General features: G+C 64.1%; 15 protein-coding genes. 1 reads left to right on the plus strand and 14 read right to left on the minus strand.

Annotated features, from left to right (window positions below):
- Window positions 1–38 precede the first annotated feature (38 nt).
- The 9 genes from tilS to H0482_RS09065 form a co-directional block, all read right to left on the minus strand.
- The gene (gene tilS, locus H0482_RS09025) at window positions 39–1,313 is read right to left on the minus strand and encodes a tRNA lysidine(34) synthetase TilS (protein ID WP_193729680.1); all 1,275 of its coding nucleotides are present in this window, start codon (window positions 1,311–1,313) and stop codon (window positions 39–41) included.
- A complete protein-coding gene (gene ybgF, locus H0482_RS09030; RefSeq protein WP_193729681.1) occupies window positions 1,298–2,266 on the minus strand; it encodes a tol-pal system protein YbgF in 969 nt (322 codons plus the stop codon). The genes tilS and ybgF overlap by 16 nt, the downstream gene beginning before the upstream one ends.
- Before the next feature lie 174 nt (window positions 2,267–2,440).
- Window positions 2,441–2,905 carry a peptidoglycan-associated lipoprotein Pal gene (gene pal / locus H0482_RS09035; protein WP_193729786.1) on the minus strand — a complete coding sequence of 155 codons (465 nt, stop codon included), beginning with the start codon at window positions 2,903–2,905 and terminating at the stop codon, window positions 2,441–2,443.
- A gap of 368 nt (window positions 2,906–3,273) precedes the next feature.
- On the minus strand, window positions 3,274–4,299 hold the full coding sequence (locus tag H0482_RS09040; protein ID WP_193729682.1) for a peptidoglycan -binding protein: 1,026 nt from the start codon (window positions 4,297–4,299) through the stop codon (window positions 3,274–3,276).
- 3 nt (window positions 4,300–4,302) lie between these two features.
- Entirely contained in the window at window positions 4,303–5,289 is a 987-nt protein-coding gene (locus H0482_RS09045; RefSeq protein ID WP_193729683.1) for a flagellar motor protein MotA, read from the minus strand.
- 114 nt (window positions 5,290–5,403) lie between these two features.
- On the minus strand, window positions 5,404–6,198 hold the full coding sequence (locus H0482_RS09050; protein ID WP_193729684.1) for an inositol monophosphatase family protein: 795 nt from the start codon (window positions 6,196–6,198) through the stop codon (window positions 5,404–5,406).
- 127 nt (window positions 6,199–6,325) lie between these two features.
- A complete protein-coding gene (locus H0482_RS09055; RefSeq protein WP_193729685.1) occupies window positions 6,326–7,411 on the minus strand; it encodes a tetratricopeptide repeat protein in 1,086 nt (361 codons plus the stop codon).
- On the minus strand, window positions 7,408–8,013 hold the full coding sequence (locus tag H0482_RS09060; RefSeq protein ID WP_193729686.1) for a thiamine phosphate synthase: 606 nt from the start codon (window positions 8,011–8,013) through the stop codon (window positions 7,408–7,410). The genes H0482_RS09055 and H0482_RS09060 overlap by 4 nt, the downstream gene beginning before the upstream one ends.
- A 178-nt stretch (window positions 8,014–8,191) precedes the next feature.
- Complete coding sequence (locus H0482_RS09065) at window positions 8,192–9,220, minus strand: class I fructose-bisphosphate aldolase (protein ID WP_193729687.1); 1,029 nt, start codon at window positions 9,218–9,220, stop codon at window positions 8,192–8,194.
- A 199-nt stretch (window positions 9,221–9,419) separates the two neighbouring features.
- Between H0482_RS09065 and H0482_RS09070 the strand changes: the two genes are divergently transcribed.
- Window positions 9,420–10,250 carry an aldo/keto reductase gene (locus H0482_RS09070; protein WP_193729688.1) on the plus strand — a complete coding sequence of 277 codons (831 nt, stop codon included), beginning with the start codon at window positions 9,420–9,422 and terminating at the stop codon, window positions 10,248–10,250.
- Window positions 10,251–10,417: 167 nt separating this feature from the next.
- Here the strand turns inward: H0482_RS09070 and H0482_RS09075 are convergent, their stop codons facing one another.
- The 5 genes from H0482_RS09075 to tkt form a co-directional block, all read right to left on the minus strand.
- Window positions 10,418–10,849: a GNAT family N-acetyltransferase gene (locus tag H0482_RS09075; protein ID WP_193729689.1), complete on the minus strand. Its 432-nt coding sequence runs from the start codon at window positions 10,847–10,849 to the stop codon at window positions 10,418–10,420.
- 1 nt (window position 10,850) lies between these two features.
- Window positions 10,851–12,053 carry a phosphoglycerate kinase gene (locus tag H0482_RS09080; RefSeq protein ID WP_193729690.1) on the minus strand — a complete coding sequence of 401 codons (1,203 nt, stop codon included), beginning with the start codon at window positions 12,051–12,053 and terminating at the stop codon, window positions 10,851–10,853.
- A gap of 101 nt (window positions 12,054–12,154) precedes the next feature.
- A complete protein-coding gene (locus H0482_RS09085; RefSeq protein ID WP_193729691.1) occupies window positions 12,155–12,991 on the minus strand; it encodes a division plane positioning ATPase MipZ in 837 nt (278 codons plus the stop codon).
- A 338-nt stretch (window positions 12,992–13,329) separates the two neighbouring features.
- Window positions 13,330–14,337: a type I glyceraldehyde-3-phosphate dehydrogenase gene (gene gap, locus H0482_RS09090; RefSeq protein ID WP_193729692.1), complete on the minus strand. Its 1,008-nt coding sequence runs from the start codon at window positions 14,335–14,337 to the stop codon at window positions 13,330–13,332.
- Window positions 14,338–14,386: 49 nt separating this feature from the next.
- Entirely contained in the window at window positions 14,387–16,360 is a 1,974-nt protein-coding gene (gene tkt, locus H0482_RS09095) for a transketolase (protein ID WP_193729693.1), read from the minus strand.
- Window positions 16,361–16,567 lie beyond the last annotated feature (207 nt).

The raw sequence follows: 16,567 nt of genomic DNA on the forward strand, positions 1-16,567 counted from the left end.
CTGGGGAAAGAAATTTCTCGTGGCGGCGGGCGATGCCTTCAGTCGATCAGCAATTGCACCTTGAGGCTCTCGTCGAAAGACCAGCCGCCCAGCGCCAGCAGGCGGCCTTCGGCGTCGTGGACCATGGGGGCGGTGCGGATGGCTTCCGCGGGCGTCGTCACCTTGAAGCCCAAAAGCGGCTCGAGCCGGTGGCGCGGCATGAAATCGGCGGCGCTGACCGTGAGCGCGCCTTTCTCGCCGGTGCTGGCGATGTGGAAGCGGTCGTCCCAGACCAGCACGCTGCCGGCGGCAAGGCTTTGCGGTTCCGGCAGAGCGCGTCCGGGCTCGCGGGCGAGGGTGATCATGTCCCCCTTCAGCCGGATCACCGCGCCCATCAGCGTGGCGCCACGGGGCAGGTCACGGGCGACAAGCTGATCATAGAGCCGTTCGACCTGCCCGAGGGCGCGCGGTTTCTGGCGGCCGCCGACAATATTGAGAGCCCGTCCCAGAACGCGCCGGCCAATGGCCGGGCTCAGCGCCAGCAGCGCGGCATGGGCGAGCGTGGCGGCGCCGAACCCGTCGAGTCGCACCAATTCCTCGAAACCGGCTTCGGCCATCTGCGCGAGCGCGGCGTCGGCCTCGCCCATGCGGGCGGCGAAGCGGGCCAGGGCCGCGCCGTCCAGTCCCTGTGCAGCGAGCGATGGCAGCATTTTGCGCCAGCGCACCCGTTCATAGCGGACATCGTCGTTGGAGGGATCGAGGGCAGGGTTCATGCCCGCCGTTTCCACCAAAGCGGCGAGCGCCGAAGGCTCGACATCGAGCAGGGGGCGGAATACCCGCACGCCCTCAACGGTGGAAAATTGCGTCATGCCGCGCAACCCTTCGAGACCGCTGCCATGGGCAAGGCGCATCAGCACGGTCTCGGCCTGGTCCTGGCGATGATGGGCGGTCAGCAACAGGGTCGCGCCATCCGCGTGCATGGCCTCTCCGATCAGCGCATAGCGCGCCTGCCGGGCGGCTTCGGAAATGCCGGTAGCGGGCTTTTCTCCGGTCCAGACGAGGCCACGGGCGGGAATGTTCAGTTCGCCGGCCCGGGCCAGCACCATGGCGACTTCGTCGCCGCTTTCGGGGCGCAGGCCATGGTCGAGGCTATAGACGAAAAGCTCTGGCGGATGCTCGATGCCGCCGGCCCAGCGATGGGCCAGAAGCAGCAGCGCCAGGCTGTCCGGCCCGCCGGATACGGCCAGGCCAATGGCGGGCTCGCCTTGCGCCGGCGCGAATAGGCGCGCCAACGCTTCGGGATCACCCAGATCGGGGGTCAGGCCGGAGGACATTCGGCTCTGGTCTTCTCCTCGTTCACCCGCGCTCGAAACGCCGGAATGGTGTCGGTATAGCGCCGGTCGATCTCGGCAAAGGTGCGGCAGGCGGTTTCGCGTTCGCCGACGCCGGACAGCGACATGCCCAGCTTGAGCAGCAGGTCGGGCGCTCGGGGATGGTCGGGATATTTCTGATAGGCTTCCACCAGAATGTCGGCCGCCTCGGCATAGGCCGAGCGCGCCATCAGCGCCTCACCCAGCCAATTGGCTGCGTCCGCGCCCTGCGGGCTATCGGGGTAAAGCTCGATGAATTGGCCGAATTGCTGTTCGGCGAAGTCGTAATCGCCGCCGATCAGCGCTTCATAGCCGGCACGAAACTGCGCATCCGCGTCGGCATTGTCGGCGGCAGTGGCGCGCGGATCATAGCTCAGATTGAGCGGCTGGCCGGTGACGAGGTCGATGGCGCCGTCCTGGCCGGTGCCCAGAAGAGGGTCGGCGGACTCGCCCAGCGAGCCGTCGTCGAAGGAGGGGTCGAATTCCTGTTCGCCGGGCAGCGGCTTTACGCCCTGTTCGGGAATTATCGTGGGGCGAGCGTCGTCTTCGCCAAGGGGGGCCGGGTTCTGCGGCAACGCCTCAGGCCGCGTCGCGCCGCCTGCTTGGGTTGCCGCCTCAGTTTTTCCCCCAGCACCGCCTTCCAGTTGCTGGAAGCGGAATTCGCTGTCTTCGGACAGGCGGTTGAGGATTTCCTGCAATTGGGTGAGCTGGAAGGTCAGGCCCTCGACCTGGCCATTGAGCACGCGAATCTGTTCCTCGAGCTGCTGGATGCGCACCAGCAATTGTGCGCTGTCGGCCTGGGCGACCAGAATGCCGCCGGCGGGCAAGGGCTGGGCCTGCACCGCACCGGCCCCCAGACCCAGACAGAGCGTGCACAAAGCCACGCTGCCCCACTTCGTAAATCGTCCTCGTGTCAACGCATCAACTCCAATGCTGCCATTGCGGCCAAGATGGATACTTTCCGCTCGCCGATAAAGACCAATTTTGGTCAAAAGAAAGCGCCCGGGCCTTTTGAGGGGCTCCGGGCGCTCTTGCCTCCAGTTTGCACTGGATGGGGGCGGCTTTCCGGCGTGCCCGGAAAGCCTGGTCTTTTACTGGACCACGGTGACCGCGCGGCGGTTCTGGCTCCAGCAGGAGATGTCGTTACAGATGGCGACCGGGCGTTCCTTGCCAAAGGACTGACTGGTGATGCGCTGGGCGTTGACGCCGCGGCTGACCAAATAGTTGACCACGATGGAGGAGCGGCGGGCGCCCAGCGCGATATTGTATTCGCGGGTGCCGCGCTCGTCGGCATGGCCTTCGATCATGATGCGGTAATTGGGATATTGGTTGAGCCACTGGGCCTGCTTGTCGAGCGTGGCCATGGCTTCGCTGGTCAGCGAGCTGGAATCGGTGGTGAAGAACACCCGGTCACCGACGGTGACGATGAATTCCTGCTGGCTGCCGGGCGCGCCGGCGCCGGTATTGCCAACGCCGGTCAAGCCGACATTGTCGGTGGCGGAACGGGAACAGGCGGCAAGGACGACGACGAAAAGCATCATCGCGGCAGCGCGCATTACAGTATTGATAGGTGCGGGGATGACCACGTGAGGCTCCTGAAAGCTTGCAATCTTAGGCGCAGCATTTACCGCGCTTAATCTTAAAAGCGCGTGTCCTGGCATGGTTAATCTTTGCCTATTGCGGCGTGGATGTGGCGGGAATCCTGGCTTTTCTGTGGCGTTGCCGATTGGTCACAAAAGATGTGATCGCCGCCGTTAAGGTTAAGGGGCCGGGCCCGCGCGCTTCGCCCGATCCCCGGATCGCAATTTCCCCGCCCCTTTGTCATTGCCCGGCCCGTCCGGGCAATCCAGCTTTGCCGCGCGATCTCATGGGCCACCCGGGCAAGCCCTGCGGGACGCCAATGGGAGGCGGCGTTATGCAGGCATCACCCTTCCGTCAGCTTGAACTCGATGCGCCTATTGCGCCGATAGGCTTCGTCGTTCTCGGCCGGATCGAGGGGAGCGAATTCGCCGAAGCCGGCGGCGACCAGCCGGGCCGGGGGGACGCCGCGCGACACCAGATATTGGGCCACCGAAATGGCGCGGGCCGCCGACAATTCCCAGTTCGAAGGGAAGCGCGCATTGGAAATGGGGCGGATATCGGTATGCCCGTCGATGCGCAGCACCCAATTGATGTCGGGGGGGATTTCCTGTTCGAGCTGCAGAATGGCGTCGGCCAGGGCATCCAGTTCGGGCAGGCCAGTGGCGGCGATGTCGGCCTGTCCGGGCGCGAACAGCACTTCGGACTGGAAGACGAAGCGGTCGCCGACGACGCGCACATCGGCGCGGTTTTCGAGGATCTGACGCAGCCGTCCGAAAAAGTCCGAGCGGTAGCGTGAGAGGTCCTGCACTCTTTGCGCCAGCGCCAGATTGAGCCTTCGTCCCAGGTCGGCGATCTGGGTGCGGCTTTCGGTATCGCGCAATTCGGAGGCTTCGAGCGCCGCTTCGAGCGCGCCGATCTGCATGCGCAGGGCGGCCAATTGCTGGTTGAGCAGGGCCACCTGCGCATTGGCTTCTTCGGAGAGGCGTTCGGCGGCCAAAAGGTCCGATTGCAGGCCGGCAATGGCGTCATCGCGGTCACCAAGGCCCGAACCGATGCCGGCAAGCTGGCCCTGCAGGCTCTGGTTTTCCGCTTCGGCGCCGGCCAGAGTGGCGGTGAGCGTCGCCAATTGCGCGGTCAGATCGTCCGAGCCGGCGCGTTCGAGTTGCAGCAATTCGGTCAATTCGGCGATCTGGCTGTTGAGCCGGGCCAAAGCGGTGTCCCGCCCCTGGATTTCCTGGCCGAGGAAAAACTGGGTCAGCATGAACAGGCTGAGCATGAAGATGATGACGAGCAACAGGCTCGACAGCGCATCGACGAAGCCGGGCCAGTAATTGGCCTCCTGCCGGCGGCGGGAACGGGCGCCGGGCATGGGCTAGTTCCGCCGCTCGTTGTCGTCTTCGTTGAGCATGGCTTCGATCAGGTCGCGCAGGCGCTTGTTGGTCTCGCCCTGCTCATTGATATATTTGCGCAGGTCGTCCTGTTCGGTGCGGATATGCTTGACCAGCCCGTCAATGCCGCGGGCCAGTTCGGCCATGGCGCGAATGGCGTTCTGGGACGAATTCTGGTTCTGGTTGGAGGCGCCCAGCTTGTCCACCAGCGCCTGAATGTCGGGGCCGCCGGCATTGGCCTGCATGGCGGTGAGCGGGTGATCCAGTTCGGTCATCGAGGTCATCCAGTCCTCGAGGTCGGTGTAGAAGGCATTCTGCGCCTGGCTGGTCTGGAGATCGAGAAAGCCGAGGACCAGCGAGCCGGAAAGGCCGAACAGCGAGGAGGAGAAGGCCGTGCCCATGCCGCCGAGCGGGGCGACCAGGCCCTCGCGCAGATTGGTGAACAGCGTCGTCGAATCTCCCGCCGTCACGTCCAGCGCATTGATGACCGCGCTAACCGAGGTGACGGTTTCGAGCAGACCGTAAAAGGTGCCGAGCAGGCCGAGAAACACCAGCAGGCCGGTGAGATAGCGTGAAGTGTCCTTGGCCTCGTCCAGCCTGTTGCCCACCGAATCCAGGATCGAGCGCATGGAGGAGGGGGTGATGATGGCTTCCCCGATCCGCTCGCGCAGGATGCCAGCCACCGGGGCGAGCAGGATGGGCGGGCGCACATTGGATACAGTGCCGTCCTGCAGGGAATTGACCCATTTCACTTCCGGAAACAGGCGGAAAATCTGCCGGAAACTGAGGAAGATGCCGATCGCCAGGGTGAAGAAGATCAGCGAATTGATGAAGGGATTGGCCCAGAAGAAGGTGATGATGGTGGAAAACAGGATGGCCGCCACCAGCGCCACCAGCACCAGGAAGATCACGATCTTGACCAGGTAAACGGCCGGGCTGCCGAGATGATAGGGATCGTAAGCTTGCGTCATCTTGCCGAACCTTGCCCCTTCTCAGCAAATCAACCGCCCCCGAGTCTAGAGGCGGCTGAAAGGCGTGACAATGGAAAAGGTTAACGCCTCACAGCGGCGGCAATGCGGCCAGCGCTACTGAATGGGGCGCAGGGCCTTGAGCAGCGCGCCATGCAGGGCCTCGTTGCCCGCGACCACCTGGCCATTGGCCACCGAGCCGGGCTGGCCGGCATAGTCGGAGACGAGGCCGCCAGCTTCGCGGACCATGAGGAAGCCCGCGGCGACGTCCCAGGGCTTGAGGCCCGATTCCCACAAGGCGTCGTAGCGGCCGGTGGCAAGCCAGGCCATGTCGAGACAGATCGAGCCGGAGCGGCGAATACCGGCCACGGCGGGATTGATGGCGGCAAGCTGGCGCAATTGCAGCGTGTCATTGGCCGTGCCCTGGGTCTTGATGCCGGTGGCGACCACCGCGTCAGACAGGTGGCGGCGATTGGCGACGCGCAGGCGCTTGCGGTCGGCGAGCCAGGCGCCACCACCCTTTTCGGCGGTGAACAACTCGTCCATGATCGGATTGTAGATCACCGAAGCGACGATCTCGTCGCCGCGTTGCAGGGCGATGGCCACGGCAAAGAGCGGGATCGAGTGCAGGAAATTGGTCGTGCCGTCGAGCGGATCGATGATCCAGGTATGCTGGCCGTCGCTGCCCGCGACCTCGCCACCCTCTTCCATGAGGAAGGCATAGGTGGGGCGGGCCTTGCGCAGGTCATCGAAAATGATCTGCTCGGCGCGCAGGTCGGCCTTGGAGACGAAATCCGCCGGGCCCTTGCGCGAAACCTGCAAATTCTCGACTTCGTTGAAATCGCGGCTCAGCGACTTACCGGCCTTGATGGCGGCATTGACCATGACGTTGAGAAGGGCGGAACGCGCCATAGGAAGTGCTCATTGGCTCATGCGGCCCGGCCGGAACGGGGTTTTCCCTGCCGCCCGGCCATGGGATTGGGCATCCCGCCGCTGGTTTCAAGTGTGGCGGGCTTATTGCCCCAGAACGGGGCCCGGTTCAAGGGTCTTGCGTTTCGGTGGGCTCGGCGGGGATGTCCTCGACCGGCTCGGGGGCGTTTTGAGCATTGACCGGGCTGGGCAGGATCGGCGTCGATGTCGCCGGCGTTTCGACGGAGGGCGACGCTGTCGCCGTGGCACTGGGCGGGGAAGATGGCCAGAAGCGGGCGCGCTCCTCGGCGCGGGCCAATCCATCGCTGGGCAGCGAGACCAGCAGCCGGTCCAGCGCCGGGTCGGAGAAGCCCTGCCGTCGCGCCAGGGCGCGCCACATCGCAGCGTCCTCGAGGTTGAGCGTTACACCCTCGCCCACGGCCAGGAGCTTGGCATAGCGGTTCTGCGCCACGGCATTGCCGGCCTCGGCGGCGCGGGCATACCAGGACGCGGCCTGCTCGACGCTGCGCGCGACGCCCTGGCCGAGATAGAATAGGGTCGCATAATCGATCTGGGCGTCCACCAGCCCCTGTTCGGCGGCAAGCCCGACATAGCGAGCGCCTTCGGCGGGATTGGGCGGCAGGCCGGCGCCTTCGAGCAGCATGACGCCGAAATCATATTGGGCTTCGGGCAATTCGGCCTCGGCAGCCTCGCGCATCAATTCGGCGGCGCGCGCCAGGTTGGGCTCGGCATGGATGCCTTCGACATAGAGCAGCGCCATATTGTATTTGGCCGGGACATAACCGGCCTCGGCGGCGCTGGCGAACAATTCGGCCGCGCGCTCGCGATTGCGCGGCACGCCCTGGCCGTTCTGGTACAGCATGGCCAGTTCGAACATGGCCAGCCGGTCGCCATTGCGGGCGGCCAATTGATACCAGCCGGCGGCGCGTTCGAGGTTTTGCCCCACGCCCTGGCCCTTGGCATAGATTTCCGCGATCAGCGTCTGGGCGGCGGCGTCGCCTTTTTCGGCGCGGGGCAGGGCCAGTTCCAGGGCGCTGAGATAATAGCCCATCTGATAGGCGCCATAGGCGGCATCGATCGGATGGCGCGGCCCGAAAATGTCGGTGCTGATCTGCTCGGCGGCATTGTCCTGCGCCAGGGCCGGCAGTGCCAGGCCCAGCAGCAATGCGACGATCAGCGGCGACCTCGTGATCATGCCTGCTCCCGCGTCGCGTGATCGATGGCCAGCAGGGCGGCAGCGGGATTGTCGCTGTTCCAGATCGAATCGGAGAGGGCGACGAATTCGGCGCTGGTCCCCGCCAGTGCCGCTGCATCGGCGTCGGGCAGCGCATGAACGGCAGGAACTTCGAATGTGTCGGCCCACCATTGGGTCAGTTCCGCTGCCTGCGGATCGGCCTTGCCGTCGAGGGGGCCGAACAGGACGTAGTCGACATCCAGCTCGCCAAAGCTCATGGCGTCGTGGCGCGACTTGATATTGCCGGCCCCGACAATGGCGCCGGGCTTGAGGGCAGCCACCGCCTCCCGGATCGCCTGGACGCCGCCCTGGCTGACATGCACGCCATCGGCGCCGAGACCGCGCGCCAGCATGACTTCGTTTTCGAGCAGCACGGCGGCGCCCGCCGCCTGCCCGATCTGGATCATACGTTCCGCCAGTTCGGCATAGGCGGCATCGCCCAGCGTGCCGCGGCGCACCAGCAGGGCGGCAATTTCGGGGCCGGTCAATACCTGCATCAGCAGCCGCGAAAACGCGGCTGGGTCGGCATCGGCGGGAGTGATGAGGTAGAGCAGCGGCGCCATGGCGTTTCCCAATTGCAGGCAAGTTCCCTATTTGGCCATTTTGGCGACAAAGGGACAGAACCCATTAGGGGCTGCACGGTGCGGACGCAATGGTGGCGCGTGCTTTCCGCCAACGAGAAGGCGCGCGTTCCGGGAGGGAAACGCGCGCCTGTTCCGGCTTGGGAGAACCGGTAGGGGGTCAGGCGGCCTGGTCGAGAGCGTTATTCCATTCGCCCAGGGCAGCCAGTGAGTTCATATGGGCGCGGTGGGTGAAGGCACACCGGGCGTCGGTGAAATTCTCGCGGCGACCGCCCCATTGGCGCAAGGCGACGTTCTGCAGGGCGCGGCCATAGGAGAAGGTCAGCGGCCAGGGCTTGCCGGCGATCCGGTTCATGGCCGACAGGTGCGACGTGGCCTCTTCATCGGTCTGCCCGCCCGAGAGGAAGGCAATGCCCGGAACGGCGGCGGGGACATGCGCCTTGAGCACGGCCACCGTGCGCTGGGCCACTTCCTCGACGCTGGGGCGTTCGCGCGAATTGACGCCCGGCAGCACCATGTTGGGCTTGAGCAGCATGCCGGAGAGATCGACCCCGGCCAGCCGCAATTCCTTGAAGACGTTTTCGAGGACGTCGCCGGTCACCTGGGCGCAGCGCTCCATCGAGTGATTGCCCGGCTCGCCATCGCCCACCACTTCGGGCTCGACGATCGGCACGATGCCGGCTTCCTGGCACAGCATGGCATAGCGCGCCAGAACATGGGCATTGGCGCGGATATTGTTGCGGGTGGGGGCAATGTCGTTGATGGTGATGACGGCGCGCCACTTGGCAAAGCCGGCGCCCAGTTCGGCATAATGGGCCAGCCGCTGGCGCAGCCCATCGAGGCCCTCGGTGATCTTCTCGCCGGATTCGCCCGGCATGGGGAAAGCGCCGCGATCCACCTTGATGCCGGGAATGACATCGGCATCGGCCAGGATGGCGCGGAACGGCGTGCCGCCGGCCGATTCCTGCTTCAGCGTTTCCTCGGTGAGGATGACGCCGGAAATGTAATTGCGCATCGCCTCGGTGGCTCCGAACAGCATTTCGCGATAATCGCGCCGCAGTTCGAGCGTATTGGGCAGGTTGATCTTGTCGAAGCGCTTGCCGATCGTGCCCTCGGATTCGTCGGCGGCCAGGATACCCTGGCCGGGGGTCATCAGTTTCTGGGCAATCGCATTGAGCGATTTGGTCATTTGTCTTGCCTCGGGAAATGAACTGGTTTCGAGACTAAACTTTCGTCTGTGCGCTTGCGATTAGACCTGTGGTTATTAGACGAAAGGTGGACCTGATCAGGGGCGCTGGTTCAGCCCCTTGGCCGGCGGGACGCTGTATCGTAACTTGCCGATATTTCCCGGACGTCTTCCGGCGTTTTGCCCAGTACGAGGATCAATTATGAACGCGCAAACCCGTCTCGGATTTCACGATGGCCGCTCCATACCGCAGATCGGGCTGGGCGTCTGGCAGACGCCCAATGATGTGGCGATCAATGCCGTGCAGACCGCGCTCGAGGCCGGCTATCGCCATATCGACACGGCAGCCGTCTATCGCAACGAGGATGGGGTGGGTGAGGGCATCAGGCGCTCCGGCATCGGGCGGGACGACGTTTTTCTTACCACCAAGGTCTGGAACGACGATCAGGGTCACGACGAGACGTTGCGCGCCATGGACCAGAGCCTTAGGCGGCTCGGCACCGATTATGTCGATCTCTATCTTATCCACTGGCCTTCGGCCTATCGCGGCAAATTCCGCGAGACCTGGAAGGCGCTGATCCGGCTACGCGATGAAGGCAGGGCGCGCTCGATCGGCGTTTCCAATTTCGAGGGCGATTACCTCGACCAGATCATCGCCGACAGCGGGGTCACGCCGGTCATCAACCAGATCCAGCTGCATCCGCGCTTTCAGCAACGCGCCATGCGCTCGAGGCATGAAAAGCTCGGCATCCTTACCGAAAGCTACAGCCCTTTGGGGCAGGGCAGGCTGCTCGACGACACGGAGATCGCCGCCATCGCCGCCCGTCACAACAAGAGCGCGGCGCAGGTCATCATCCGCTGGCATCTTGATCAGGGGCTGGTGGTCATTCCCAAATCGGTGACCCCGAGCCGGATCGTGGAGAATTTCGACGTCTTCGATTTCACCCTTAGCGACGCCGACAAAGCCGCCATTGCCGCACTCGACACTCCGGACGGCCGCATCGGCTCGGACCCGGTGACGGCCCGGTTCTAGGGCGCGCCTCTCCGTGCGCGCTTCTTGGACGGATCGACCAAGACCTATTGGCTTCTGCGTTTCCTCCCCTTCTAAGGGAAGGGAGGCGCAAGGCCCAAAACCGCCGCTTGCTGGACCGATAGCGGCCAGATCACCAAGGCAATACCGGCTGCAAATCGGTGCCGCGATTAAACTTCGGCGTTCCCGATCCGGTAGATCAGCTCCGGATCGCCCGCATCCAGTCCTTCGATGATGCCGCTGCGCTGAAATCCCATCTGCGCGAGGAGCGCCTGCATGGGCAGGTTGGATTGATTGGTGGAGGTCCAGAGCACCGGCCCCGCCCTGCCGATGATATGCCGGATCAGCGCCCGGCCGATTCCCCGCCGGCGATAGGCGTGCCCGACCATGACCAGTTCCAGCATGGATTGGCCGAAGAAGTGGTTGTGGAGGACGCCATAGCCGAGAAGGTCATTGCCCATTCCGGCGCAGAAACATTGTCCGGCCACGACCCAACCTTCAATGGCTTTCGCGCGCGCCGGCTCCTTCGCCACCGAAGTGTCGAGCCCGACAAGGAGGGGGATGTCATCCGGCCCGGCAGGTCGGATGACGAGGTCCGTCACCTTACTTCTTCAGCGCTTCGACGCCGGGCAGGGGTTTGCCTTCCATCCATTCGAGGAAGGCGCCGCCGGCTGTCGAGACATAGGTGAGCTTGTCCTTGACGCCGGCATGGGCCAGCGCGCTCACCGTGTCGCCGCCGCCGGCCACCGAGACCAGGTGGCCGTCATGGGTGCGCTTGGCGACATGTTTGGCGATCGCGACGGTGCCGGCATCGAATGGCTCCATCTCGAAGGCGCCGACCGGGCCGTTCCAGACCAGGGTATGGGCGTCGTCGATGGCGGCGTTGACGCGCTCGATGGAGGATGGGCCCATATCGAGGATCATGCCATCGGGGTCGATGGCATCGACGCCATAGAGGCGGGTGGGCGAATTGGCCTTGAAGTGCCAGGAGACCACGGCGTCGATGGGCAGGATGATGGCGCAATTGGCCTTTTCGGCCTTGTCCATGATGCGGCGGGCAGTGTCGGCGAGGTCTTTTTCGCACAGCGACTTGCCGACGCCATAGCCTTGGGCGAAGAGGAAGGTATTGGCCATGCCGCCGCCGATGACGAGGCCGTCCACCTTGGTGACGAGGTTTTCCAGCAGGTCGATCTTGGAGGAGACCTTGGCGCCGCCGACAATGGCGACCACCGGCTTTTTCGGCTTGCCGAGACCGGCTTCGAGCGCCTTGAGTTCGGCCGCCATGGCGAGGCCTGCTGCGGCGGGCAGCAGGCGCGCCAGCGCTTCGGTCGAGGCATGGGCGCGATGGGCAGCCGAGAAGGCGTCGTTGACATAGACGTCGCCGAGGCTGGCCATGCGCTCGGCCAGTGCAACGTCATTGGCTTCCTCGCCGGGATGGAAGCGGGTGTTTTCCATGATGAGGACCGAACCGGCGGGGGCGGCGTCGATGGCCTGTTGCGCTGCGCTCACATCGACCCAATCGGTGGCGATGAAGCCCACCGGATGGCCGGTTTCATTGGCGACCGCTTCGCAGACCTGTTCGAGCGAGAATTCGGCGTTCACCTTGCCCTTGGGGCGGCCGAAATGGCTGAGCAGGATGGCCTTGCCGTCCTTCTTGACGATTTCGCGGATCGTGGGCACCAGCCGCTCGATGCGGGTGGCGTCGCTGACCTTGCCATCGGCGACCGGCACGTTGAGATCGGCGCGCAGCAGCACGCGCTTGCCGGTGAGATCGAGTTCGTCGAGGGTTTTGAAGCTGTCGCTCATCGTCCGGCCTCCAGGGTCTGGCTTATGGCCGTGGGGTAGCAGAGTGCGACGCCAGCCGGAAGCCGGGGGCGCAAAAAATCTCGCCGATGGACGGCCCAGTTCTATGCCGAAAGCGGCAGCTGGCGCGAGTCCGGCAATTGCAGGGCGGCGACCAGCGCCCGATATTCGTGCCGCGCATTGACATGGGACATCGACGGGGCCGCGCCCAGAATATCGGCCTCCAGCGGATCGAAGACCGTCATGCCGGTCAGGAACAGCGAGCGGAAGATGACGCGCTCGGCAATGCCTTCGGCGACGCGGCAATCGAGCCCCTGCGCCAGGCTTTCCACCAGGTTCTGCACGCGGGCGGCATTATGCGAGCCGAGATTGGAAATGCGGTTGCGCACCAGCACCCAGTCGATGCCCGTGCCGGTGCGCTGCTGCTTTTCGGCGCGGGCCTTGTGCACATTGCGGCTATAGGGGCTGGCTTCCAGCGGCTGGCCGGTCCTGGGATCGATACGCGCCAAAACGTCGAGATCGATCATGCTGTCATTGATCGGGGTGATCAGACTATCGGCGGCGCCGTGGGCCAGGCGCGCCAGATTGCCGTCGAAGCCCGGCGTGTCGATGACGATGAAATCGACCGTACTGCGCAATTGGGTCATAGCGCGGGTGAAGATGTCCAGCTCCACCCGCTGGTTCTCGGCGATGGAATCGCCCCAGGCGGTGGGGAGGTGAACATGCTTGGGCATCGGCACCGCGCGCCCGCCGGCCTCGGCGCTGGCGCGGCGATTGCGGATATAGCGGGTCAGCGTCTGCTGGCGGCTGTCCACGTCGATCGTGGCGACGCAATAGCCCTGATGCAGCAGATAGACGGCCAGATGCAGGGCGGTGGTGGATTTGCCCGAGCCGCCTTTTTCGTTGCCGACGGTAATGATATGCGCGCCGCCCCCGGCCATGGCCCGACTCCAAATCAGCGTTAAGCTCTTGACGACCATGAAGGGATTTCATGGTTAACAATGCGCTAACGCCCGCTGCCGGCGACAGAAAAGTCCGGGGGTAAAGTGCGCCTTTATGCCGTGCGCGCAAACAGGTCGAGATCGGTCGAGGTGTGCGCCTTTGTCCTTTGGTCGCACGATGTTCGCGTTGTCGTCATTGCCTGGCTCGTCCGGGCAATCCATCTTGCTGAACCATGGACCACCCGGACAAGCCGGGTCGTGACGACAAATTTCAAACGAACGCGTAAAAAAAAAGGGCGCCCCGAGGGACGCCCTTTTCCAGTCGATATTGGCTGCGCCTAGAGCGTCTTGGCCAAAGCCACGGCGGTGTCGGCCATGCGGTTGGAAAAGCCCCATTCATTGTCGTACCAGGACAGGATCGACACGAAATTGCCGCCCATCACCTTGGTCTGGTCCAGCGCCATGGTGGAGGAATGCGGGTCGTGGTTGAAGTCGATGGACACATTGGGCTGGTCGGTATAGCCGAGCACGCCCTTGAGTTCGCCATCGGCATATTTCCTGACGGCGGCGTTGATTTCCTCGGCGGTCACATCGCGGCTCGAGATGAACTTGAAATCGACGCAGGAAACGTTCGGGGTCGGCACGCGCACCGAGACACCGTCCAGCTTGCCCTTGAGTTCGGGCAGGACCAGGCCAATGGCCTTGGCGGCGCCGGTCGAAGTCGGGATCTGGCTGAGCGCCGCCGCGCGGCCGCGATAAAGATCCTTGTGCATGGTGTCGAGCGTCGGCTGGTCGCCGGTATAGGAATGGATGGTGGTCATCATTCCCTTTTCGATGCCGAATTCCTTGTGCAGCACATAGGCGAGCGGCGCGAGGCAGTTCGTCGTGCACGAGGCGTTCGAAATCACCACGTCGTCCTTGCTGAGCGAGGCGTGATTGATGCCATAGACGATGGTCTTGTCGGCGCCTTCGCCCGGAGCCGAGATGATCACCTTCTTGGCACCGGCCTTGAGATGAGCCGAAGCCTTTTCCTTGCTGGTGAAGATGCCGGTGCATTCGAGCGCAATGTCAACGCCCATGGCGGCATGCGGCAGATTGGCCGGGTCGCGTTCGGCGGTCACCTTGATGGGGCCGCGGCCGACATCGATCGTGTCGCCATCGACCTTGACCTCGTGCGGGAAACGGCCATGCACGCTGTCGAAGCGCAGAAGGTGGGCATTGGTTGCAACCGGGCCGAGATCGTTGATGGCCACGACCTCGATGTCGGTGCGGCCGGATTCGATGATGGCGCGGAGAACGTTGCGGCCGATGCGGCCAAAGCCATTGATGGCGACGCGAACTGCCATAGTGTGACGCTCCTAACGGGAGAGAGAAAAAAAGGGAGGCGGGGCTCTCTTACAACTGCTGGGTGGCGGCTTCAACAACGGCCTTTGGCGTAATGCCAAAGTGGGCGTAGAGCGCCTCGATCGGGCCGGAGGCGCCGAAGGACGACATGCCGACAAAGCGGCCATTGTCGCCGAGCAGCTTGTTCCAGCTCATTTCGATACCGGCTTCCACTGCCACGCGGGCCTTGGCCTTGCCGATGATTTCGGCCTTGTAGGCGTCCGATTGCGCGGCAAAAAGCTCCATGGACGGCACCGAGACGACGCGGGCGGAAATGCCCTTCTCGGTCAATTCCTTCTGCGCTTCGACCGCAATCGCCACTTCCGAGCCGGTGGCGAAGATCACCACATCGGCATCGGCCGGGCCGACCAGGCTATAGGCGCCCTTGGCCGATTTGTTCTCGGCCGAATATTCGGTGCGCAAGGCCGGCAGGTTCTGGCGGCTGAGCGCCAGGATCGAGGGGCGCTTGGCTTCCATGGCCAATTCCCAGCATTCGGCGGTTTCCATGGCGTCGGCGGGACGCAGCACCAGCAGGTTGGGAATGGCGCGCAGGGCGCTCAGATGCTCGACCGGCTGGTGGGTGGGGCCGTCTTCGCCGAGGCCGATGGAATCGTGGGTCATGACATAGATGACGCGCTGTTCCATCAAGGCCGAGAGGCGAATGGCCGGGCGGGCATAATCGGTAAAGACCATGAAGGTGCCGCCATAGGGAATGAGGCCGCCATGCAGCGCCACCCCGTTCATGGCTGCGCCCATTTCATGTTCGCGAATGCCATACATCATGTAGCGGCCCAGGCGGCTATCGGCCTGGAAGGGCGTGGTCTCGGGCGTATTGGTGAGGTTGGAGCCGGTGAGGTCGGCCGAGCCGCCCAGCGTCTCGGGGGTCACCTTGTTGATGATTTCGAGCGCCATCTGGCTGGACTTGCGGGTCGCGACCTTCGGCTTGTCCTCGGCCAGCTTCTTCTTGTAGTCCGCCATGGCGCCGGCAAGGGCGGCAGGCAGCTTTCCGGACATGCGGCGGGTGAATTCGTCCTTCTTGCCCGAGGCGGCGAGGCGGGCTTCCCATTCGCCGCGCAGGTTCTGGCTGCGGGTGCCGGCGGCGCGCCAGGCGTCGAGAATGGCGGCGGGAATTTCAAAGGCGGGATAGTCGATGCCCAAGGCCGCCTTGGCGCCGGCCAGTTCCTCGGCCCCGAGCGGGGAGCCATGCACTTTTTCCGAACCGGCCTTTTTCGGCGCGCCGAAGCCGATCGTGGTCTTGGCGGCGATCAGGGTGGGCTTGTCGGTCGAGGCCTTGGCGGCGAGCAGCGCCTGTTCGATGGCGTTCTGGTCATGGCCGTCGATTTCGATCGTGTTCCAGCCGACGGCCTTGAAACGGGCAATCTGGTCGGTGGAATCGGCGTTGGAAACCTTGCCGTCGATGGTGATGTTGTTGTTGTCCCAGATCACCACGAGCTTGTTGAGCTTGAGGTGGCCGGCGAGCGAAATGGCTTCCTGGGAAATGCCTTCCATCAGGCACCCGTCACCGGCCAGCACATAGGTATGGTGGTCAACGATGTCGGCGCCGAATTCGGCGGCGAGCTTGGCCTCGGCAACCGCGAAGCCGACCGAATTACCGATGCCGGCGCCCAGCGGGCCGGTCGTGGTCTCGATGCCGGTGGCGTGGCCGAATTCGGGATGGCCGGCGGTCTTGGCGCCGAGCTGGCGGAAATTCTTGACCTGGTCGATGGTCATGTCCTCGTAGCCCAGCAGGTAGAGCGAGGAATAGAGCAGCATCGAGCCGTGGCCGGCCGAGAGAATGAAGCGGTCGCGATCGGCCCAATGGGGGTTCGCGGGATCGAACTTCATGATCTTGGTGAACAGCACCGTGGCAATGTCGGCGCAGCCCATGGGCAGGCCGGGATGACCGGAATTGGCTTTTTCGACGGCGTCCATGGACAAGGACCGGATCGCATTGGCCAATTGGTTCTGCTGGGCTGTGTTTGTCATAGGCTGACCGCTCTCTCAGGAAGGCTGGATTTTCAGGGGAGCAGCGCCATCCGGCCTCCTCCCAAAGACGGGCTGAGCCATAACACGTTCGGCCTTGCTGTCAATGTTGCGCACCCCGTTTCCCGTTCGGCATATGGCGGATTTCCGGGGGTTTACCCTGCCAATGCGGTTGCAATGGCGCGCCGGCTGGGGCAGGTTTACTGCACT

Source organism: Devosia faecipullorum (genome assembly GCF_015158295.1).
Classification (GTDB): Bacteria; Pseudomonadota; Alphaproteobacteria; order Rhizobiales; family Devosiaceae; genus Devosia; species Devosia faecipullorum.

Coding starts and splice junctions, on each gene's coding strand:
- H0482_RS09050 (WP_193729684.1), bottom strand. CDS start 6,198: ATGGCGCGTTCCGCCCTTCTCAACGTCATGGTCAATGCCGCCATCAAG.
- tilS (WP_193729680.1), bottom strand. CDS start 1,313: ATGTCCTCCGGCCTGACCCCCGATCTGGGTGATCCCGAAGCGTTGGCG.
- H0482_RS09055 (WP_193729685.1), bottom strand. CDS start 7,411: ATGATCACGAGGTCGCCGCTGATCGTCGCATTGCTGCTGGGCCTGGCA.
- pal (WP_193729786.1), bottom strand. CDS start 2,905: ATGCGCGCTGCCGCGATGATGCTTTTCGTCGTCGTCCTTGCCGCCTGT.
- H0482_RS09070 (WP_193729688.1), top strand. CDS start 9,420: ATGAACGCGCAAACCCGTCTCGGATTTCACGATGGCCGCTCCATACCG.
- H0482_RS09080 (WP_193729690.1), bottom strand. CDS start 12,053: ATGAGCGACAGCTTCAAAACCCTCGACGAACTCGATCTCACCGGCAAG.
- tkt (WP_193729693.1), bottom strand. CDS start 16,360: ATGACAAACACAGCCCAGCAGAACCAATTGGCCAATGCGATCCGGTCC.
- H0482_RS09045 (WP_193729683.1), bottom strand. CDS start 5,289: ATGACGCAAGCTTACGATCCCTATCATCTCGGCAGCCCGGCCGTTTAC.
- H0482_RS09065 (WP_193729687.1), bottom strand. CDS start 9,220: ATGACCAAATCGCTCAATGCGATTGCCCAGAAACTGATGACCCCCGGC.
- gap (WP_193729692.1), bottom strand. CDS start 14,337: ATGGCAGTTCGCGTCGCCATCAATGGCTTTGGCCGCATCGGCCGCAAC.
- H0482_RS09060 (WP_193729686.1), bottom strand. CDS start 8,013: ATGGCGCCGCTGCTCTACCTCATCACTCCCGCCGATGCCGACCCAGCC.
- H0482_RS09040 (WP_193729682.1), bottom strand. CDS start 4,299: ATGCCCGGCGCCCGTTCCCGCCGCCGGCAGGAGGCCAATTACTGGCCC.
- H0482_RS09085 (WP_193729691.1), bottom strand. CDS start 12,991: ATGGCCGGGGGCGGCGCGCATATCATTACCGTCGGCAACGAAAAAGGC.